Source organism: Rhizobium sp. UBA1881, assembly GCF_002338015.1.
GTDB lineage: Bacteria > Pseudomonadota > Alphaproteobacteria > Rhizobiales > Rhizobiaceae > Rhizobium.
In genome coordinates this window covers 12,078-31,317 of the sequence record NZ_DDHH01000030.1, presented here as the reverse complement: position 1 = coordinate 31,317, position 19,240 = coordinate 12,078, and the positions used below count along the sequence as shown (strand labels likewise).

At 61.2% G+C, this 19,240-nt stretch carries 18 protein-coding genes and 1 tRNA gene; 5 read left to right on the top strand and 14 right to left on the bottom strand.

Annotation, left to right across the window (positions count from 1 at the left end; genetic code table 11):
• Positions 1–116: 116 nt before the first annotated feature.
• Entirely contained in the window at positions 117–416 is a 300-nt protein-coding gene (locus B3605_RS02940; RefSeq protein WP_112944591.1) for a DUF1127 domain-containing protein, read from the bottom strand.
• A 203-nt stretch (positions 417–619) separates the two neighbouring features.
• Between B3605_RS02940 and B3605_RS02935 the strand changes: the two genes are divergently transcribed.
• Complete coding sequence (locus B3605_RS02935; protein ID WP_018898533.1) at positions 620–1,576, top strand: LysR substrate-binding domain-containing protein; 957 nt, start codon at positions 620–622, stop codon at positions 1,574–1,576.
• A gap of 26 nt (positions 1,577–1,602) precedes the next feature.
• On the opposite strand, the gene B3605_RS02930 is transcribed toward B3605_RS02935, so the two are convergent.
• The 5 genes from B3605_RS02930 to B3605_RS02910 all read right to left on the bottom strand — a co-directional run bounded on the left by B3605_RS02930 (position 1,603) and on the right by B3605_RS02910 (position 6,536).
• A complete protein-coding gene (locus B3605_RS02930; RefSeq protein ID WP_047508486.1) occupies positions 1,603–2,247 on the bottom strand; it encodes a TetR/AcrR family transcriptional regulator in 645 nt (214 codons plus the stop codon).
• A 281-nt stretch (positions 2,248–2,528) separates the two neighbouring features.
• Positions 2,529–2,951, bottom strand: a complete 423-nt coding sequence (locus B3605_RS02925; RefSeq protein WP_112944618.1) for an MAPEG family protein — start codon at positions 2,949–2,951, stop codon at positions 2,529–2,531.
• A gap of 97 nt (positions 2,952–3,048) precedes the next feature.
• Positions 3,049–3,606, bottom strand: a complete 558-nt coding sequence (locus B3605_RS02920; RefSeq protein WP_112944592.1) for a hypothetical protein — start codon at positions 3,604–3,606, stop codon at positions 3,049–3,051.
• Positions 3,606–5,090, bottom strand: coding sequence for an IMP dehydrogenase (gene guaB / locus B3605_RS02915; protein ID WP_112944593.1), 1,485 nt, complete (start codon positions 5,088–5,090; stop codon positions 3,606–3,608). The genes B3605_RS02920 and guaB overlap by 1 nt, the downstream gene beginning before the upstream one ends.
• Positions 5,091–5,543: 453 nt before the next feature.
• Positions 5,544–6,536, bottom strand: a complete 993-nt coding sequence (locus B3605_RS02910) for an MBL fold metallo-hydrolase (RefSeq protein WP_112973704.1) — start codon at positions 6,534–6,536, stop codon at positions 5,544–5,546.
• Between the two features lie 254 nt (positions 6,537–6,790).
• Between B3605_RS02910 and B3605_RS02905 the strand changes: the two genes are divergently transcribed.
• Positions 6,791–8,215, top strand: coding sequence for a DHA2 family efflux MFS transporter permease subunit (locus B3605_RS02905; RefSeq protein WP_112973705.1), 1,425 nt, complete (start codon positions 6,791–6,793; stop codon positions 8,213–8,215).
• A 13-nt stretch (positions 8,216–8,228) separates the two neighbouring features.
• On the opposite strand, the gene B3605_RS02900 is transcribed toward B3605_RS02905, so the two are convergent.
• The 3 genes from B3605_RS02900 to B3605_RS02890 form a co-directional block, all read right to left on the bottom strand.
• A complete protein-coding gene (locus tag B3605_RS02900; RefSeq protein ID WP_047508248.1) occupies positions 8,229–8,624 on the bottom strand; it encodes a VOC family protein in 396 nt (131 codons plus the stop codon).
• An 81-nt stretch (positions 8,625–8,705) separates the two neighbouring features.
• The gene (locus B3605_RS02895; RefSeq protein WP_112944595.1) at positions 8,706–9,425 is read right to left on the bottom strand and encodes an RlmE family RNA methyltransferase; all 720 of its coding nucleotides are present in this window, start codon (positions 9,423–9,425) and stop codon (positions 8,706–8,708) included.
• 23 nt (positions 9,426–9,448) lie between these two features.
• Positions 9,449–11,011 carry a Ppx/GppA phosphatase family protein gene (locus tag B3605_RS02890; protein ID WP_112944596.1) on the bottom strand — a complete coding sequence of 521 codons (1,563 nt, stop codon included), beginning with the start codon at positions 11,009–11,011 and terminating at the stop codon, positions 9,449–9,451.
• Between the two features lie 259 nt (positions 11,012–11,270).
• On the opposite strand from B3605_RS02890, the gene B3605_RS02885 reads away from it, so the two are divergent.
• A tRNA-Gln gene (locus B3605_RS02885) sits at positions 11,271–11,344 on the top strand.
• Between the two features lie 204 nt (positions 11,345–11,548).
• On the opposite strand, the gene B3605_RS02880 is transcribed toward B3605_RS02885, so the two are convergent.
• The 5 genes from B3605_RS02880 to B3605_RS02860 form a co-directional block, all read right to left on the bottom strand.
• Complete coding sequence (locus B3605_RS02880; RefSeq protein ID WP_112944597.1) at positions 11,549–12,562, bottom strand: DUF2806 domain-containing protein; 1,014 nt, start codon at positions 12,560–12,562, stop codon at positions 11,549–11,551.
• 715 nt (positions 12,563–13,277) lie between these two features.
• Positions 13,278–14,012 (bottom strand): class I SAM-dependent methyltransferase, encoded by a 735-nt coding sequence (locus B3605_RS02875; protein ID WP_112944598.1) that lies wholly within the window; start codon positions 14,010–14,012, stop codon positions 13,278–13,280.
• Positions 14,013–14,142: 130 nt separating this feature from the next.
• Complete coding sequence (locus tag B3605_RS02870) at positions 14,143–14,808, bottom strand: NTP transferase domain-containing protein (protein WP_112944599.1); 666 nt, start codon at positions 14,806–14,808, stop codon at positions 14,143–14,145.
• Positions 14,784–15,458 (bottom strand): HAD-IB family phosphatase, encoded by a 675-nt coding sequence (locus B3605_RS02865; protein WP_112944600.1) that lies wholly within the window; start codon positions 15,456–15,458, stop codon positions 14,784–14,786. Before B3605_RS02865 ends, B3605_RS02870 begins: the two co-directional genes overlap by 25 nt.
• Positions 15,459–15,460: 2 nt before the next feature.
• Positions 15,461–16,981 carry a CDP-glycerol glycerophosphotransferase family protein gene (locus B3605_RS02860; protein WP_112944601.1) on the bottom strand — a complete coding sequence of 507 codons (1,521 nt, stop codon included), beginning with the start codon at positions 16,979–16,981 and terminating at the stop codon, positions 15,461–15,463.
• Positions 16,982–17,401: 420 nt separating this feature from the next.
• On the opposite strand from B3605_RS02860, the gene B3605_RS02855 reads away from it, so the two are divergent.
• Both B3605_RS02855 and kdpA read left to right on the top strand, forming a co-directional pair.
• Complete coding sequence (locus B3605_RS02855) at positions 17,402–17,491, top strand: K(+)-transporting ATPase subunit F (protein ID WP_111561755.1); 90 nt, start codon at positions 17,402–17,404, stop codon at positions 17,489–17,491.
• 35 nt (positions 17,492–17,526) lie between these two features.
• Positions 17,527–19,230, top strand: a complete 1,704-nt coding sequence (gene kdpA, locus B3605_RS02850; protein WP_112973706.1) for a potassium-transporting ATPase subunit KdpA — start codon at positions 17,527–17,529, stop codon at positions 19,228–19,230.
• The last annotated feature ends 10 nt before the right edge of the window (positions 19,231–19,240 follow it).

Genomic DNA, 19,240 nt, shown 5'->3' with positions numbered 1-19,240 from the left:
CTAACCAGGAAAGGCTCTAGAACGCACATAAAAAAACCCGGAGACGACTGGGAGGTCGGCACCGGGCAAGAGGCAGGGTTATTGGCTATCACCCTGCGGGGAAAACTGGTTTCGGCTCAATCCTGATTGAGCCGGTGAAGCGAATTGCGGCCGCGATTGCGCGCGGACCGCGTCAGCTGATCCGACGGATCCTCGAAGAAGGTTGAGGCCAGGAAGGCCGCGTCGAGATCGGCCCGCGAAAGGCCGATATCCCTCAGCTGGTTGTCGTCGAGCTCGTGCAGCGCGTTGATCTCCATACGATTGCGGAACACGCGCAGTACGGATGCCAGCGTTGCGAAACCGGCGACGAGACGCTGCGAAAAGGTCTTGGTCGCGGGGCTGCAGTCGAGTTCTAATATCCGGTCTGTCGTGCGCATGGGATGATCCTTTCATGGGCGCGCAACAACCCGCCCTTTCCGCGCGATCGGGCACGGAGAGGCAAGTTGGTTTTCGAGCGGACAGGCCGATTTGCCTGTCCATCACTTTGATTGATTTGCAGCCACAAGATGCCAAAGGGCTATTGATCAGTCCAACGAATGTTTCTAATGATTATCATCAGAGATGTTTATAGGTGAGAACCATGGCCGCGCCTCTTGATATTGACCAGCTGCAGACTTTCATTGCGATCATCGATTCCGGCAGCTTCACCAAGGCCGCCGACCGGGTCTACAAGACGCAGTCCGCCGTTTCGATGCAGATGCGCCGCCTTGAGGAGCGGATCGGCAAGCAGCTGTTCATCAAGGACGGCCGCGGCAACCGGCTGACCGTCGAGGGCGAGAAGCTGCTCAACTATGCCCGCCGCATCATCCGCCTCAACAACGAGGCGATCGCCGCCTTCGACGACAACCGGCTCGAGGGCACGCTCAGGATCGGCACGCCTGACGACTATGCCGAGCGCTACATGCCAGAGATCATCGGCCGCTTCGCCAAGACGCATCCGAATGTCGAGCTCTATATCGTCTGCGAGCCGTCGGTCGATCTTGCCGAGCGCATGCACAGGGGCGAACTCGACATCGCGCTGGTGACGCATAATCCGCGCGTGCGCATGTCCGACGTGGTCAGGACCGAACCGCTCTGCTGGGTCGGCTCGGCCAACCATCCGATCCGCGACGATGCGCCGGTGCCGCTTGCCGTCGGTCGCCGCGACTGCCCGTGGAGACAGACCGCCATAGCCGCGCTCGACGCGGGCGGGCGCGAACATCAGATCCTGTTCACCAGCTGGTCGTGCACCGTCATCGCGGCGGCGGTTCTCTCCGGACTTGCCGTTTCGACCATGCCGGAATCGGCGCTACGCACGGGCATGAAGGTGCTGACACAGGCGGACGGCTTCCCAGCGCTTCCTCCGGTGCAGATCGGCATCATGAAGCGGCCGGGCGTTTCGATCTCGCTGATGAACGCGATCACCGCACACATCACCGCCTGCCTCGACAACATCACGCCTGCCGTGGTGGAGGACAATCTCGACGCGGAGGTGAAGGGCACTTACGTGCGCGCCCAGCCGCGCCTGAAGGTCGCGAATACCGTAACCAGCTGGTAATTGGCACCAGCTGGTAATCCGCATCATCAGCCGACCAGCTCCGCGGGCATGGCTGTAAAGAAGGACGTGCGCACGAGGCATTTACATTCCTGTAGGATGCGTGCGGCAAAGAAGGGATCGCTTGTGACAGCAAGCCTGACCGACGAGCCGATCAGGTGGCTGAACAGATAGGTGCGTGCCTCGGTATCGACATCGCTGAGCTCTGGCGCGATGCGCTGGGCGGTTTCGCGAAAGATCCGGGCGATGCGGCTGTTGTGCTCCACATTGAGCTGCGAGAGGTCCTGATCGGTCTCCGTGCCGAGCCAGATTCCAAGGCTTGCGGCATCGTTGCGATAGTCCTCATAGTGCCAGTCGATGGTTGCCTCGAGCACATCGAGGGCTTCCGGCACCGATTGCACCGACGCGAAGGCGTCCGCGACCCTTGCGCGGATGGCCAGCGAATGGCGATCGAACAGCGCTTTGACGATCGCCGCCTTCTCGGGGAAATACTGGTAGACCGAGCCGATCGGCACATTGGCGGCAACCGCGAGTTCAGTCATGCGCATGGCGCCGACACCCTTGGCCGCGATCAGCTCCGAGGCGGCGGACAAGATCAGGTCCAGCCTCTGAATACTGCGTTCCTGTTTCGGCTTCCTGCGGAGGCCAATGCGATCGAAGCTCCCGACGTTCATGTCGTTCCCCATCCCTCTTATTCGCAGACCGGACATTGCCCAAAACCGGCCCTTTTGGCCGATATGACATGCAGGTCTTCATGAGGCGTAAACAGGATAGGTTGTATTTTATCGACAGGTAAAAGCTCAACCAAATCGAGGTGATACGCCCTGATTTGGTCGGTTTTTCGAGGGTAAATTTACGCAGTTTTTGCGGAAAGAACGCGTCGCATGGCGTGTAAGGCGCTGCCGTCACTCCCCGGCATCAGCAAGGCCGATTCGCGGGGAGCGAGGTGGCCGGCTCAGCCGTTCGGGAACATTATCCACACCGCAAGCCAGACCCACATGACGCCGAGCACGAGATAGCCGGCGGCAAAGAGCGGGCTGCGGTAGCGCAGATTGTTGCTGGTGACGTGGACGAAGGCGTGGACATAGCGCAAGGCGACGAAAATCCAGGCAAGCACGAGCGCGATCAGATTGTCGGCTTCGGTCATGTAGAGAAGGATGCAGCAGGCGTAGAACAGCACCGGCAGTTCATACTGATTGGCCAGGCTGTTCTTGACGATCAGGCTCTCGGTCGGCTCGCCCCGGTTTTCGCGATAGTCGGATGCATGCACCTTGCCCGACTTCAGCATCTTCTGGCGACGGTATCCAAGCAGCATGTAGAGCATATAGACCAGCGCCGCATGGGCGATGATGGGCCAGAACATCTCATAGCCTGTCATTCCGGTCATATGCTCGTCTCCTTTGCCAGTTTTCTTTTGGTGTCAGAGCTTTAGAGCAAACGAACCGGCGTTTCCAGTGTCGGTTGGGCCAGCGACGTCAGCGATCCGTCGGCGGCACGATGCGGTAGACGAGAAAGCGCAGGATGACGATGACGCAGACGGTGAGGCTCGCGAACTTCAGGCTCGACGCCCAGGGCAACAATGCCGCGGCGAAGCTCCACTCGGTGCCGCCGGCGAAGAGGTTGTCGGTCAGGATGTTCTCGGCGTAATCGGAGAAGCCGTAGAGGAAAGGCAGCGCATAGATCGCGGCTATCATCAAGGGATGCATCGGGCGATTGAAGTAGCGGCCTGCGGGGCGCAGCTTGGCGAGAACGGTAAAGAGGAACGCCGTCAGCACGAACGGCAGCATCAGATCGGGCCCGCGATGCATGGCGACAAGCAAGTCGCGCGCTTCCGGCTTTCGCTCGAGCAAGCCGCGCATGGCGTCGATATCGCTCGCATCATAGCGACCCAGCCGAGCTTCGAGCATCGCGGCGTGGGTCATATCCTGAAACGGCAGGACGTAGCCCAGGAGCATCCAGATAAAGACACCCACGGAGATGGCCGCGAGCAGCGCGACGACCGAGGTCGGAATACGGCTGCTCGCGTCGTTCATCAGGCGCCGGAACCCGGGTAGTTCGGGCTTTCGCGGGTGATGGTGACGTCGTGCGGATGGCTTTCGCGCAGGCCGGCGCCGGAGATGCGCACGAAGGTGGCGCGTTCCTGGAAGTCCTTGAGGTCCTTGCCGCCGACATAGCCCATGGCAGCCTTCAGGCCGCCGGCGAGCTGATGCAGAACGCCGGAGACCGGGCCCTTGTACGGAACCTGGCCTTCGATGCCCTCGGGCACGAGCTTGAGCGTGTCGCGCACTTCCGCTTGGAAGTAACGGTCCGCAGAGCCGCGAGCCATGGCGCCAACGGAGCCCATGCCGCGATAGGCTTTGAAGGAGCGGCCCTGGTAGAGGTAGACTTCGCCCGGGCTTTCATCGGTGCCGGCAAGCAGCGAGCCGATCATGACGGCGGATGCGCCGGATGCGATCGCCTTGGCGACGTCGCCGGAGAACTTGATGCCGCCATCGGCGATGACGGGGATGTCCTGCGCGCGAGCAGCTTCAACCGCCGACATGATGGCGGCGAGCTGCGGAACGCCGACGCCGGCGACGATGCGGGTGGTGCAGATCGAGCCCGGGCCGATACCGACCTTGACCGCATCCGCACCTGCATCGATCAGCGCCTTGGTGCCATCCGACGTCGCGACGTTGCCGGCCATGACGCGGACGGAGTTGGAGAGCTTCTTGACGCGGGCGACGGCGTTCAGAACGCCCTGCGAGTGGCCGTGGGCGGTATCGACGACGAGCAGGTCGACGCCGGCCTCGATCAGGCGCTCGGCGCGCTCGAAGCCATCGTCACCGACGCCGACGGCAGCGGCGGCGCGAAGGCGGCCCTGCGCGTCCTTGGAGGCGTTGGGGTTCAGCTGCGACTTCTCGATGTCCTTGACGGTGATGAGGCCGACGCAACGGCCTTCGCCATCGATCACCAGCAGCTTTTCGATGCGGTGGGCGTGCAGCAGACGCTTGGCCTCCTGCTGGTCGACGGTTTCCTTGACCGTGACGAGACCTTCGCGGGTCATCAGCTCATAGATCTTCTGGGCGGGATCGGAGGCGAAGCGGACGTCGCGGTTGGTGAGGATGCCGACGAGGCGGCCGGACTTCTCGACAACAGGAATGCCGGAGATGCTGTGGATCTTCATCAGCGCCAGCGCGTCAGCCAGCGTCGCATCGGGGCCGATCGTGACCGGGTTGACCACCATGCCGCTTTCGAATTTCTTGACCTGACGGACCTGCTCGGCCTGCTCGATCGGGGTCAGGTTCTTGTGAATGACGCCGAGGCCGCCGGCCTGCGCCATGGCGATCGCGAGACGGCTTTCGGTGACGGTGTCCATGGCGGACGAGATGATCGGTATATTGAGTTCGAAATCGGTGGCAATGCGCGTCGCGACGCTGGTCTGGCCCGGAAGGACGTCGGAGTGACCAGGCTGCAGCAGCACGTCATCGAAGGTGAGTGCGTCTAAACCGGTCGGCGTTTCAATGATGCGAGCCATGGCCAATTCCTTATAAAAGAAAAATACACCCTCACCCGGAACGTCTTATCCGCACCGGCGATGTGTAAGGTTGCTTTGGAAGTTGGCGAGGGCTGGTACCACGTCTATGGCGTTAAGGGAATAGTAAAAAATGTGGCCGGCCGTGGGTGGCGTGAGCGAGGTTGTAGAGCGGTCGCCATGCGCTCTCTTGCGCCGAAAGCACGTCGGCTAAGGTTTCTCGCCGCCTTCACCGCATCCTCATCGCTATGCCCGTTACAGGCATGCAGCGCGCTCAAGTCCTTGAGCGCAATGGACTCTTCTCGCCGCGCAGACGCGCGTCGGCTGGATTCCTGTGACGAGCACAGGAATGAGGGTGGAGAGAGACTGGCGCGCTTTCCCGCAGAGAAACGCACGCCGAAAACACGACAAGCCCGGCGCGGTGGCCGGGCTTGGTATGGCTGCCATGCAGCAGGATCAGAGGTCGAACTGGTAGGTCTTTGGAACGAAGCGGTAGCCGCTTTCGTAAACTTCCGCATAGCCGACAGCCGGGAACGGCATGTGGTAGCCGAGGAACGGCACCTTGTCGGCTGAGATCATGTCGAACACCTTCTTGCGGGTGGCGGCGGCCTGAGCCTTATCCATGTCGAAGCGGACTTCCCAAGTCGGGTTCTGCAGCGACAGGATATAGTGGTTGGCGGTATCGCCGGTGGCGATCAGGCGCTTTCCGTCCGACTCGATGTTGAAGATCATGTGGCCGGGCGTGTGGCCAGGGGCCATCATCGCGGTGATGCCGGAAGCGATCGTATCGCCTTCGCCGATGAAAGTCATCTTTTCGGCCAGCGGCACGACATTGGCGAGCACAGCCTTGTGGCCGCCTTCGGCCGGCGTTCCCTCGCGAGCCTTGTCGGTCCAGAAGTCGTACTCGGTCTTGCCGGCGACATAGCGGGCCTTGGCGAAGGCCGGCTTGCCGCCCTCCATCAAGCCGCCGATGTGATCGCCATGCAGATGGGTGAGTGCCACGATGGTGATGTCGTCGGTCGAGTAACCGGCAGCCTTGAGGCCGGCTGCGAGTTGGCCGTTGCCCTTGGCGCGACCGCTTTCGCCGAAGCCGGTGTCGACAAGGATCACCTCGGAGCCGGTATCGACCACGAAGGGCGCGAAGGTGTTGACGAACTTGTCCGTCGGCAGGAAGTTCTTGGCGAGCAGTGCCTGAACGGTTTCCGGCGTCTGGTTGGTGCCGAAGGTTTCATTCGGCTTTTCGCCAACCACGCCACCGTCCTTGACCACGGTGAACTTGAAGGAGCCGAGCTTGAACTGATTGAACTGGGGCTGCGTCGTCGCATCCATCTTGGTGTTATCTCCGGTTGCGGCCATCACGGCCGTCTCTTTCAAAATCATGGGCGCGGCCAGCAGGCCAACGCCTGCCGCTACAAACGCGCGCCTGTTCATCCCCATCGAAATCGCCATGTTCCATCCTTTGTAATAACGCACGGCACATTGGCGCGCCGCCCCCATCGTCATGACGGACCACCCTTTATCGCAATCCGCCGAAACGAACATATGTCAATTCCGCGCGTTGAAATGGCTGAACCATCCGTCTCACGCAGACGTGATGCATTCGCATTTCCTAAGATGAATGTGCACTTGGCAGATGCCGGTGCGAGGACTAAAGAGCAGTGGCTTTCCGAGCCGCCTTTGCTAGACCCCCAAGGCTTTCGCGCATGAACCGCATTGTTCCCCTGATCCTTGCCGTCGCGCTCTTCATGGAGCAGATGGATTCCACCGTCATCTCGACCGCGCTGCCGGCGATCGCCAACGACCTGCATGTCGGACCGATCACGCTGAAGCTGGCGCTGACATCCTATATGGTGTCGCTCGCCGTCTTCATCCCGATCAGCGGCTGGATGGCGGACCGGTTCGGCGCCAAGCGCATCTTCCGCCTCGCCATCTGCGTCTTCGTCGTCGGCTCGATCTTCTGCGCGATCTCATCCGGCCTGATCGAATTCGTCGTCGCCCGCTTCCTGCAGGGCATGGGCGGAGCGATGATGACGCCGGTCGGGCGCCTGGTGCTGTTGCGCACCACCAAGCGCAGCGATCTCGTCTCGGCCATGGCCTTGCTCACCATCCCGGCGCTCGTCGGGCCGCTCGCGGGACCGCCGCTCGGCGGCTTCATCACCACCTATTTCACCTGGCACTGGATCTTCCTGATCAACGTGCCCGTCGGCATCATCGGCGTGTGGCTGGCGACGATCTTCCTGCCCGAGGTCGAGGCGACGGCGCCGCCGAAGCTCGATATCACCGGGTTTGTGCTGACCTCGTTTGCCGCCGCCGGCGTGGTCTTCGGTCTCTCCGTCGTCAGCCTGCCGGCGCTGCCGCCGATCATCGGCATCGCCGCGACCGCGATCGGCATCGTCTGCGGTGCGCTTTATGTGCGCCATGCGAGACGGCACCCGGCGCCGATCCTCAATCTGCAGCTCTTCAAGAACCCGACCTTCCGGGCGTCGACGACGGGGGGCACGCTGTTTCGCATCTGCATCGGCGCCATGCCTTTCCTGACGCCGCTGATGCTGCAGCTCGGCTTCGGGCTGACGCCGTTCCAATCCGGCCTCATCACGTTTGCCGGCGCGATCGGCGCGATCACCACGAAATTCATGGCCAAGCGGGTGTTCGCGGCCGTCGGCTTCCGCTCGACGCTGCTGACTGCAGCAGGCGTGACCACGCTGGTGACTGTCACCACCGGCTTCTTCACGCCGACCACGCCGCATCTCGTCATCATTCTCGTGCTTCTGATCGGCGGTTTCTCACGCTCCTTCTTCTTTACCGGCGTCAACGCGCTTGCCTATGCCGATATCGACGATGCGCAGGCGAGCCAGGCGACATCGATGAGCTCCGTGATGCAGCAGATCAGCCTGGCGCTCGGCGTGGCCGTGGCCGCGGCGATCCTGGAGACCTCGATCTTCATTCGCGGCGAAGCACTGCAGGTGGTGGACTTCCACATTGCCTTCTACGTGATCGCGCTGATGACCGTGGTCGCAACCATCCCCTTCATCCGCATGGACAAGCATGCCGGCGCGCTGGTCTCCGGCCATCGCGTCAAGCCGCTCGCGCCAAGCGTGCTGGAGGCGGAACAGCAGGCGGTGAAGTAAGCGTCCGCAGCCCTTATTCGGCGGCCGGCTCCGGCGCCTCGCAGACGGCGCTCAGCTTGTTGCCATCGGGATCGCGCACATAGGCGGCATAGAAATTGGCGTGGAATGGGCGCAGGCCCGGCTCGCCCTCGCTGACGCCGCCGGCTGCGATCGCGGCGCGATAGAAGGCATCGACATCCGCCCTGGTTTCGGCCGCGAGCGCAATCATCGTGCCATTGCCATTCGATGCGCGGCGTCGGTTGAAGGGGGTCACGATCCACAAGCGGCAGCGGATATCGCCATCGGCGGCGTAGCCGATCTCTTCTTCCGAATAGCGCTGGCGGCGGTAGCCGAGAACGGGGAGCACGACATCATAGAAATGCCGGGCCTGGTCGATGTCGTTGGTTCCGAGCGTGACGTAAAGCAGCATTGATATCCGCGGTCATTCCGGTCTTGGCCCAATGATGGGCTGTCTTGGGAGTGTCATACTCCACCCGGAATGGCCCCGAAATCAAGCCTCGGTTTCGTCGGCCTGATGTTTGCGTCCCTTGAAGCCCTTGGCGAGCAGGAACATCTCAACGGATTCGGCGCGCGAGGAGGCCGGCTTGACGTGGACGACCTGCTTGAAATTCTGCTTCAGCAGATTGAGCAGGTCCTTTTCCGTGCCGCCCTGGAAGGTCTTGGCCAGAAAGTGACCGCCCTCGCCCAGAACCTCGATGGCGAAATGCGCGGCCACTTCGCACAGATGCATGGTGCGCAGGTGGTCCGTTCTGTGGTGGCCCGTGGTCGGCGCCGCCATGTCGGAGATGACGAGATCGGGCGTGCCGCCGACGGCCTCCATCAGCTGGTCGGGCGCCGTCGGATCGAGGAAGTCGAGCTGCAGGATCTTGACGCCGGGGAGCTGCGCCATCTCCAGGAAGTCGATCGCCGCGACGCGGATGTCCTCATCCGTCGAGCCGGTGACCTTGGCGGCGATCTGCGACCAGCTGCCCGGTGCGGCACCGAGATCAATGATGCGGCGCGCGCCCTTCAGGATGCCGTGCTTCTCGTCGATCTCCAACAGCTTGAAGGCGGCGCGGGCGCGGTAGCCTTCGAGCTGGGCGCGCTGCACATAGGGATCGTTGATATGGCGCTGCAGCCACTGGCGCGAGGACGCCTTCATCTTCTTGTTCTTGACGCGCTGGCCGAGCTTGCGGCCGGTGCGGTTGCCCGCAATGGTTGGCTTGGTCATAGCTGATCCCCTATTTGCCGCGCTTACTTGCCGCGTTGACCGCGGCGGTGGCGATGGCGCCGCCAGACGCCGTCATCCGCCATCATGTCCGTGAGAAGGCCTTCCCTCAAGCCACGATCGGCAACGCGCATGCGCGGGCTCGGCCAACGGCGGCGAATGGCCTCGAGAATGGCGCATCCGGCGAGCACCAGATCGGCGCGATCGGGCCCGATGCAGGGATTGGCGGCGCGGCTGGCGAAATCCCAGGAGAGGAGCTTGGCCTGCATGGCCGAAACCTCGTCATCGGACAGCCAGATGCCATCGACCTTGCGCCTGTCGTAGCGCGGCAGATCGAGATGGACGCCGGCAAGCGTGGTGACCGTGCCCGAGGTGCCGATCAGGTGGAAATCGCCGAGATCGCCATCGATGACGGGGCAATCGAAGCCGGAGAGCATGCCTTCGACCTCAAGCACCATGCCCTCGAAGACATCAGGCGTGACATCGCGGCCGCCATGGCGCTCGGAGAGGGTCACGACGCCGACGGGCAGCGAGGTCCAGTGGGTGATGTGATTGGCAAGCCGGCTGAAGCGGCTGTCGCCGATGCGGATGACGGCGATTTCCGACGAACCGCCGCCGATATCGAAGAGCACGACGGAGCGCGTCTCGCGCCCGACCAGCGAGGAGCAGCCGGAGACGGCCAAACGCGCCTCGGTCTCGCGATCGATGATCTCAAGCTCGAGCCCGGTCTCGGCGACAACGCGCTGAAGGAACTCCTCGCCATTGCTTGCCTGGCGGCAGGCTTCGGTGGCGATCAGCCGCATGCGGCGGATCTCGCGGTTCTTCAGCTTGCCGGCGCAGACGCGCAGCGCATCGACGGCGCGATCCATCGCGTCGTCGGACAGACGCCCGCTCGCAGCCAGTCCCTCGCCCAGGCGCACGATGCGCGAGAAGGCATCGACGACGCGGAACTGGCCCGGACGGGTCGGCTGCGCGATCAGGAGACGGCAATTGTTGGTGCCGAGGTCGAGCGCGGCGTAGAGCTCGTCCGGCCAGGGATGGGCGGAGGCCGGCCGTTCGCCGCGCTCCTGATGATGACGCTGGACGCGATTGTCGTTTTCGCCGCGTGCTTCCTGCGCGGGGCCACGGCCGACATTGGGCTGATTCGCGGGCGCCTGCGCGGGCTGATGACCTGATGGCTTTGTCTGCGCCAGCGGTCGGCCCTGAAGGCCTCGCTTGCCGCGATGCTTGCGCCGGCCGCGCTTTCCCGAAGCCGCGTCGCCATCATGCGCACTCGCACGATTGGCGGATGCGACCTGATCACCCTGTTGCTGCTGTCTTGGAGCACCCTCGCCCGACGCACCGGAACCGCGACGGCGGCGCTTGCGCTTGCGGGCCGATGTCTCGGCCGCAATGTCCGTTGGACGGGCATCCATTGGGCGCGCTGCCTCGCCGGCAATGCCGGAGGGGGCATGCGAAGCGGCCTGAGCTGCATTGCGAGATTGCCCGCCACGCTTGCCCTTGCGGCGCCTGGATTTCTTGCCATCCTTGCGCGCTGCCGCCGACGCCCCGTCAGATTGCGACTTAAAGCCGCCTTCGGGGTCTTCCACGTTGTTTTTCCACCGCGCCGCGCAAGTCCTGAAGGATGAACTCCCTGAGGTATGCTGCTGGCGCTCGTTCGATTTTGCGTTGGCGCGAAGATACCAGCGCTCGGCCAAAACGACAAATTCTTTTTCCCAACCCTCAAAAATCCGCCTTTTCCAACAAACCACAACGTCGTTCAAATTTTTTTCAAACAGCTATTTGCATTCCGCGATGATTTGGTTATAAGCGCCGCACAGCAGCCAAGCACGCTTCGGCAGCGACTGCTGGGGAATAGTTCAATGGTAGAACGACGGACTCTGACTCCGTTAATCTTGGTTCGAGTCCAGGTTCCCCAGCCAAACACTTTCGTCAAGAAAATCAGCACCTTACGTGTTCTAGCGGATCTCGCTTTAGGCGATTTCATGTTGCGTTATGTTGCAAACCAGTTTCCTTGATTTCCAACGGTTTCCAATGATGCACGGCTAGTCCACGCGACATGAAACGCAACATGCAACATGGGTTCCTCGCATGCGTGTGCGTGTGCGCGAGGCTTACGTTGTCCCTTAGCCCTCTATCGCTTCAGAAGGAGGCTTCGGGCGCTCCCAGATTGTCGCAAGGTTCACGACTTGGATGCGCCCATCATCATTTTTCGACGCTTTTCCGCGTTGAATGCTATCTACGTCGGCAATGCCTTGAAGGGCGGTTACCAGTCTCTGTATAGCGACTTCGCTCGGCGGTGGCTGTATGACCGGATAGAGTTCCTGTCCGATAAGCGACACGGAGGTGCACTCCACTGCAAAGATCACCCCCGGCTTTCCGCGCACAACCACTCCTTCCACACCAAGCGTGAAAATAGCTACACCGCTCTCGTTGATCTGCGATCTGAAGGTTGTGTCCACGTCAAGTTGACCTATCAGTCCGGCTAGGCGAGCGACCTTAAGCTGAGTAAACGAGTCGCCACTCGCTTCCGAGTCAACCATTACAAATTGACCGTTGAAGAGCCCGGATAGGAGAGCCTCGACAGCGTCAGCGGTCGTCTTGTCGAGTACCGATATAAATTGCAAGGTCCTCAGTGAGAATGAGCTTGGCTTCCTGATCTCGCCAGACAGTACGCGCGCCCAAGTTTCCCTAAGCTCTTCCGAACTTGCTTTTTCAGCATATTCTTCGAAGACGTTCATCCAATCGTCCGATGGACCTTCCGTGTCCTCGGCCGGAGGAGAGTCGGCAAGATGTTCCGCCGTCTTTTGAGCCACCGCTTCCCTGTTTTCCTGCTTGCGGTGTAGGTCAGAAACATAGCGGGACAGCGCACGGTCCAGCAGTTGCGGATCAGCGATCGCTGCATCGGCGGAAGCCTTTGCCACTGCCTTCATTATAGTGGTCCTCGCCGCCGTCTCATCGTTGATCTTTTCGGCTCTGGCTTTGAGCCATGCTGCAGGGATGTCTGTTGCCCCCGCAATTAGCCGACTTATCGCTTTGCCCGCCGGCCCCGCGATGATCTGTGGCAATCCGCCTTCGGAAAGTGACTTAGCCACATCGGTCCAGGTAGTCGGTAGTTTAGACGGCTCTTCTTCGCTCATGATCGAATCTCCCACGTGGGACGATGAAATCACAAGTTTAATCGAGACGTCGAGTCGTGCAGTTTTTCAGTACCGCTGTTTCCCCAGACGTCTAAGCTCTGGGCGGGGCTCTCAGATCTCCCCACTACCCTTGGAAGTGGTGGAGACCGTCGCGGGGCTCCCGTCAATTGGCCGCTCTCGGTTGCCCCAGTGTTCAAGTTGCCGGGCACGTTGGTGCTTCGAAATCGAACAAATAGATAAAATGCCCGGTTTAAATGCGACCAAACATTTCGATGCACCGTCTAGTGATTTCCTCATTAGCAAGGAGATCGACGACCCATGATAAACGAAAAGAATATGTTCAGCGCCAATCCATAATTCTCCAAGTATGCACCTAGGGTCGCAAAGGCGATGTCCTACACCCCGAATATTGGGGCTCTCGAAGAACTAGTGGAAAACAACCAAAGAACGCTTACCCGCGCTTTGCACAACCTAAGCATCCGATGCGGCAGCATTCAGCCTCAAACTCTCATGATTGCTGCAAGTACTTTGTCTTGCGCACCATGGGAGTAATTACCGCCGGGAGCCTTTGTTGACTTATGCCCAAAGCTGCATCTGCCGTGGGCGATCCTCGGCACAAAAAATCGACCGGTAGCAACCAGGACTTTTCTCCAACTATAGACTGTGCCATCGGTCATGGCGAACCGCCAGCCACCACGACACTTTTCCACGCCCCTCACCCCCGCCGCAGCGTAAAATACCGCTGCGCCGTCTCCGCCCGGTTGCGCAGCGCCGGCGGGAATGCATACTCGCCGCAGGCCTCGAACACGAACCCAGCCTTCACAAGCGTGTTGGTCATCACCTCGGTCAGCTCCGCCGTCGTGCGGTAGATGGCGTTGTAGACTTCGTCGAGTTCTTCGGAGAAATGCTCCTTCAGCGTCAGGCGGACGTCGAGTTCGGAGAGGGATTCGCGGACGTAGATCGTGGCGTTCGGGGCTGCGAGCTTGGCGATCATCTTGAAGGTGTCGTGGACGGCTTCGTCGTTGAGGTAGATGAAGAGGCCGGTGATCAGGAAGAAATCGAAGGGCGGTTGCAGCTTGAAGTCTTCGACGGCGATCCGGGGGACTTCGACGACCTGGAACTGGACGTTGTCGTCATCGCCGATCTCGGCCTTGGCGCGGGCGATCAGTTCTTCGGAGAAATCGAAGCCGAGATACTGGTTGCCGTTGTTGTTGTAGAAGCTGGCGAGGCGGCCGGCGCCGCAGCCGAGTTCGAGGATCTTCGACGGACGTTCGAGGCGCGGCAGGAGATGCGTCTTCTCGTGTATGTCGCGGTCAACCGCGATCGTCGAGCCCTCGGATTGCAGCATCACGGCGTTGACGGCATTGCCTTCCTTTTTGGCGCGACCATTGAAGAAGTCGCGGACCTTGAGGACGTCGATGCTTTCCTGGTCCTTGTATATGCGGCTCATGCTCGGTTCCGTTTCGTAATTGTTTGCTTGAAGCGTGTCGCGATCCCCTGGATCGGCTGTCACGCTTCGAGCCTTTGTTTTATCGCATGTCGGTGTCGCAAGGCCGCTGCGCACTCTTGCGCGACATGCTTCAGCCGGCCAACGCCTGCAGATTGAAGTAGTGGAGATTGTCCCGCGCCAGCGCCAGATCCTGCTCGCTGTCGATCTCGTAGGCGATCACTTCGTGGGTGCGGATCGGCAGGAACTGCCGGAGGTGCTCGTAGACCGCCGTATTGCCGATATCGGCGAAGTAATCGACCGGCAGCCAGGCGATGTTGGCCCATTCATATTCGGTCGGATCGTCGCGGCGGAAACTTACGGCAAGGCCGTCCTCGCGCGTCAAGAAAACGGCGTCGCGGGTCTTGGTCTTGGTGATGCCGAGCTGTGCCACGCCGGGCTCGCAGGAGGCGAGGAAGGCGGCGAAGCTTTCCGGCTCGACCAGCATGTCGCCATCCATGAACAGGCAATCGCCCTTGATATAGCGGCCACCGAGCTCGTAGCTGTGCAGCGTGGTGGTGCTGCGGAAGCCGGGGTTGCGCACGACGAGCACATCCGGGCGGATGGCGCGGATTGCTGATATGACGGCCTTTTCCTCGAAGCCGACGATGACGCGGACATCCTCGACATCCTTCAGCAGTGACAGCAGATGCTTGATGATCTTGACGCCTTCGATCTCGACCAGGCACTTCGGCTTGCCATGGCCCAGACGCGAGCCGAGGCCGGCCGCCGCGATTACAGCGTGTTTAACAGACGGCATAGCGACTTCCCATCGAGAGCGACATAGTTGGACACGGAGACCAGCGCGTCGGGCGCGCTATGCAGGCCGGTGAAGGCAATACCGATATCGGCGACGTCGAAGAGCGGCACGTCGTTGAAGCCGTCGCCGATGGCGACGAGGCGGTCGAACTCGTCCTTCAGCTCGAGGCCGGCGACGTTCTTGCGCATGACCGTGTCGAGGCCGGTGACCCAGCCGTCCTTGTCGGTCGTGGCTGTCGAGGTGTAGAAGCGGCAGCCAAGGCGCTCGACCAGCGGCGCGATCCAGAGATCGAGATTGCCCGTCACAACGAAGCAGCGATCGCGGTTCTCGCGGATGAACTGCTCGATATCGGGATCGAACTCCACCTCGGAAACGATCGACTGGATGCGATCGAGGCCAGCGCTGCGCAGGATGGCGAAGCGCAGGCGGAAGGAATCCTCGAAGGGGATCATGCCCGACATGGTGAGCTCGGTCAGGAGCCGCATTTCGGCTTCGAGGCCAAGCTCCGAGGCGATCATCGGCAGCAGTTCGGCGCGGGTGATCGTGCCATCGAGATCGAAGGCGAAGCCGGTGCCACGCTTGTGGCCGGGAACGGCACCCGTGTCGTTGGCGGCGGGCAGTGTCAAAGCATGCTGTTGCGCGCGGTACATGATCAGGACCTCGACGTCTGTATATCGGCTGCGATGGAATCAAGAATGATGCTGGAGGCCGGCTCGGTGCGCGGGAGCAGCACCTTCAGAAGCTCCTCGCGCTCCTTCACCAGCTTCCAGGCCTTGCCGTCCTTGTAATCGAGCGCCACCTGGCGCAGCTGATTGAAGGTTTCGACGCGGTGGGCGGCGCGTTCGGCAAGCCGACCCAGCGCATTGAAGGCAGCGTGGACACCGGAATCGATGAAGATCAGCGGCTTTTCGAACAGATGGTATTCAGTGAGGAAGGAGACGCCGTCGGTGATCATCAGATCGGAGGCGTCGAACAGCTCGCCATAGGTGCCTTCGCGAATGGCGCAGTTGGGCAGCGCCGACCAGACATCGAGATAGCGCTGATAGGAATTATCGCGGAAGAGGCCGCTCTGCTCGGCGCCGAAGGCAAGTGCCGGATGCGGCTTCAACACGAACTGGATATCCTTGGCGGAGCGCGCCCAATCCAGCATCTGCTTGTAGATCTTATGGAAAACGCCAAAGCCGAAGCCATTGACGGCCAGCGAATGGTGCGGCGCCCAAATGACGCGGAAGGTGCGTCCGTTCGGCTCGGCGATTGGCCATTCGCCTTTGCCCTTGGCCTCCATCAGCTTGTTAAGCTTGGGATAGCCCGTCAGCACGAACTTGTCCGGATCGGAATGCGTGAAAGAGCGGTAATAGGACTGCGTCATCTCCGTCTCGCAGAAAACCTTCCAGGCGAGACGATGATATTGCTGGTCGTAGTTGTCGCTATAGGCTTCGTCGTCTTCGCTTTTGGCATCCGGGTTGGCAAGCACGCCCATGCCATAAGGCACCACGCAGATGCGCGCGAAGGTGATCTCCATCGTTCTCAAGCCATGCGGCACCGGAGAATCCCACTGCTGTTGGCGGAACACCACGTCGGGCATCAGATTGCGCAGGATGTCGAGCGCATCGAAGGAATGCATATCGAGGCGGATATGGGGAATGCCGAGCGCGGTCAGCCCTGCGTGGACCTCCTCCTCGCCCGCGAACTCCGCCACGCCGAGCTGGCTGTTATCGATCGAGACGACCATGGGGTGATAGCGATCGTCCTCGGTCATCGCCCAGTAGACATCGGCCAGCGCATCCCACATCGGGATCGACTGGACAATGAAGACGCAACGGATCTTCGGTGTCGCGGGGCCAAGGCGGCGCAGCGTCAGATGGCTGACCTGCTTCAAGACGTGCATGCCGACGCCGAGGCTGCCGAGCCGCGCGTCGAACTTGGTCAGCACTTCCTTGGTAAGCGGCACCTTGTCGTGATTGTTCAGCTCGATCGCCGTTTTGACGATCTCGTTCATCTGCTGCGGCAGGGCCGTGAGCTGGGAATGGAATGTCTGCAGCAGCTTGGCGATTTCGAACTGGACCGAGCCCTGCGTATCGATGCGCTGCGTCAACTCTTCGACTTGCGCCTTCAACGATGCCAATTCGGCAAGGGTCTCGGCCGAAGAATTGCTTGGCTCGGTCGTGGGCATTCAGATCGCCTTCGTACATTCAAGAACGGCATTCAGCCGAACGCAGGTCTGCTTCTTTATCCGCAAACCCTAGGCCGGGAAGCTTTCGCCAAACTGGCCTGAATGCCGGCTTTTGCCGCCTGCCGCGACCGCCGAACCCACCAGCGCATTTATAAGATTTTTATATTGGCGGCTTTTTCCGCGTCTCGAACCTTAATGCGCTTCGGCCGCATATTGATGGCCGGGCGATCGCAAGATCTTGCCCGAGACACCAGGGACAAGCGCATGGCCCACCGGCCGCCGCCGCGTCTCCATTTCGAAAACAATTCAAGGAGTGATGGTCGATGATCGACATCGTTCTGCTCGGCATCACGATCTTATTCTTCGTGCTCTGCGCCGCCTACGCACACGTCTGCGACAGCCTCTAGCGGGAGAAAAACAGTGATATTCGACTATGTCCTCAGCGGTGCCGTGACCGTGTTCCTCACCGTCTACCTCACCTATGCCCTCATCCGCCCTGAGCGATTCTGATCTCTCATAGCGCCGGGTATTGAAAGTTAATCAAGATGACCCTCAACGGATGGCTTCAGATCCTGCTTTACTGCGGGATCGTTCTCGCGCTCGTCAAACCGCTCGGCGGCTACATGACGCGTGTCTTTTCGGGCGAGCGCACGCTTCTCTCACCCGTCCTCGTTCCGATCGAACGGGGACTTTACGCATTGTCGGGCACCAGCGAGCGCGAAGAGCAGCACTGGACGACCTATGCGATCTCGATGCTCGCCTTCAATCTCCTGGGCGCGCTGGTGCTTTACGCGCTGCTGCGCCTGCAGGCGGTACTGCCCTATAACCCTGCCGGCATGGCCGCGGTCGGGCCCGAGCTCTCCTTCAACACCGCCGTCAGCTTCGTCAGCAACACCAACTGGCAGAACTACGGCGGCGAGAGCACGATGTCCTATCTGACGCAGATGGCCGGGCTGACCGTGCAGAACTTCGTCTCGGCGGCCACCGGCATTGCCATCGCGCTTGCCTTCATCCGGGCGTTTTCGCGCGCATCCGGCAAGGCGGTCGGCAATTTCTGGGTCGATATGGTCCGCGCGACCTTCTACATCCTCCTGCCGCTCTGCATCGTCATGACGCTTGTTTTCGTCGCACTCGGCGTGCCGCAGACGCTTGGCGCGTATGTCGAAGCGACCACGCTCGAAGGCGCCAAGCAGACGATCGCGGTCGGACCCGTGGCCTCGCAGCTGGCAATCAAGATGCTGGGCACCAATGGCGGCGGCTTCTTCAACGCCAATTCCGCGCACCCCTTCGAAAATCCCGACGCGATTTCCAACCTGATCCAGATGGTGGCGATCTTCGCGATCGGTGCTGCGATGACCAACGTTTTCGGCCGCATGGTCGGCAACCAGAAACAGGGTTGGGCGATCCTCGCCAGCATGTTCGTGCTCTTCCTCATCGGCGTCGGCGTCACCTACTGGGCAGAAGCTGCCGGCAATCCACTGATGCATGCCTTCGGCCTTGAAGGCGGCAACATGGAAGGCAAGGAAGTGCGCTTCGGCATCACGCTCTCCTCGCTCTTCGCCGTCATCACCACGGCGGCGTCGTGCGGCGCGGTCAACGCCATGCACGGCTCGTTCACGGCGCTCGGCGGCCTGATCCCGCTCATCAACATGCAGCTTGGCGAAGTGATCGTCGGCGGTGTCGGCGCGGGCTTCTACGGCATCCTGCTCTTCGTCATCATCGCCATCTTCGTGGCCGGCCTTATGGTCGGGCGCACACCTGAATATCTCGGCAAGAAGATCGAGGCGAAGGAGATGAAGATGGCGGTGCTTGCCATCCTCTGCCTGCCGCTGACTATGCTGGTCTTCACGGCAATCGCAAGCGTGCTGCCTTCGGCCGTCGCCTCGGTCGGCACGGCTGGACCGCACGGCTTCTCGGAAATCCTCTACGCCTATTCGTCCGCCGCCGCCAACAACGGCTCGGCCTTCGGCGGGCTGACGGGGAATACGCCCTGGTACAACGTGACGCTCGGGATCGCGATGCTGGCCGGCCGTTTCCTGGTCATCATCCCGGCTCTTGCTATCGCCGGCTCGCTGGCGGCCAAGAAGACGGTTCCGGCCTCGAACGGCACCTTCCCCACGGATGGCCCGCTGTTCGTCGGACTTCTGACAGGCACCATCGTCATCGTCGGCGGCCTGACCTTCTTCCCGGCGCTGGCGCTCGGTCCCGTCATCGAGCACCTGATGATGATCTCGGGCCAGACGTTCTGAGGACATGACC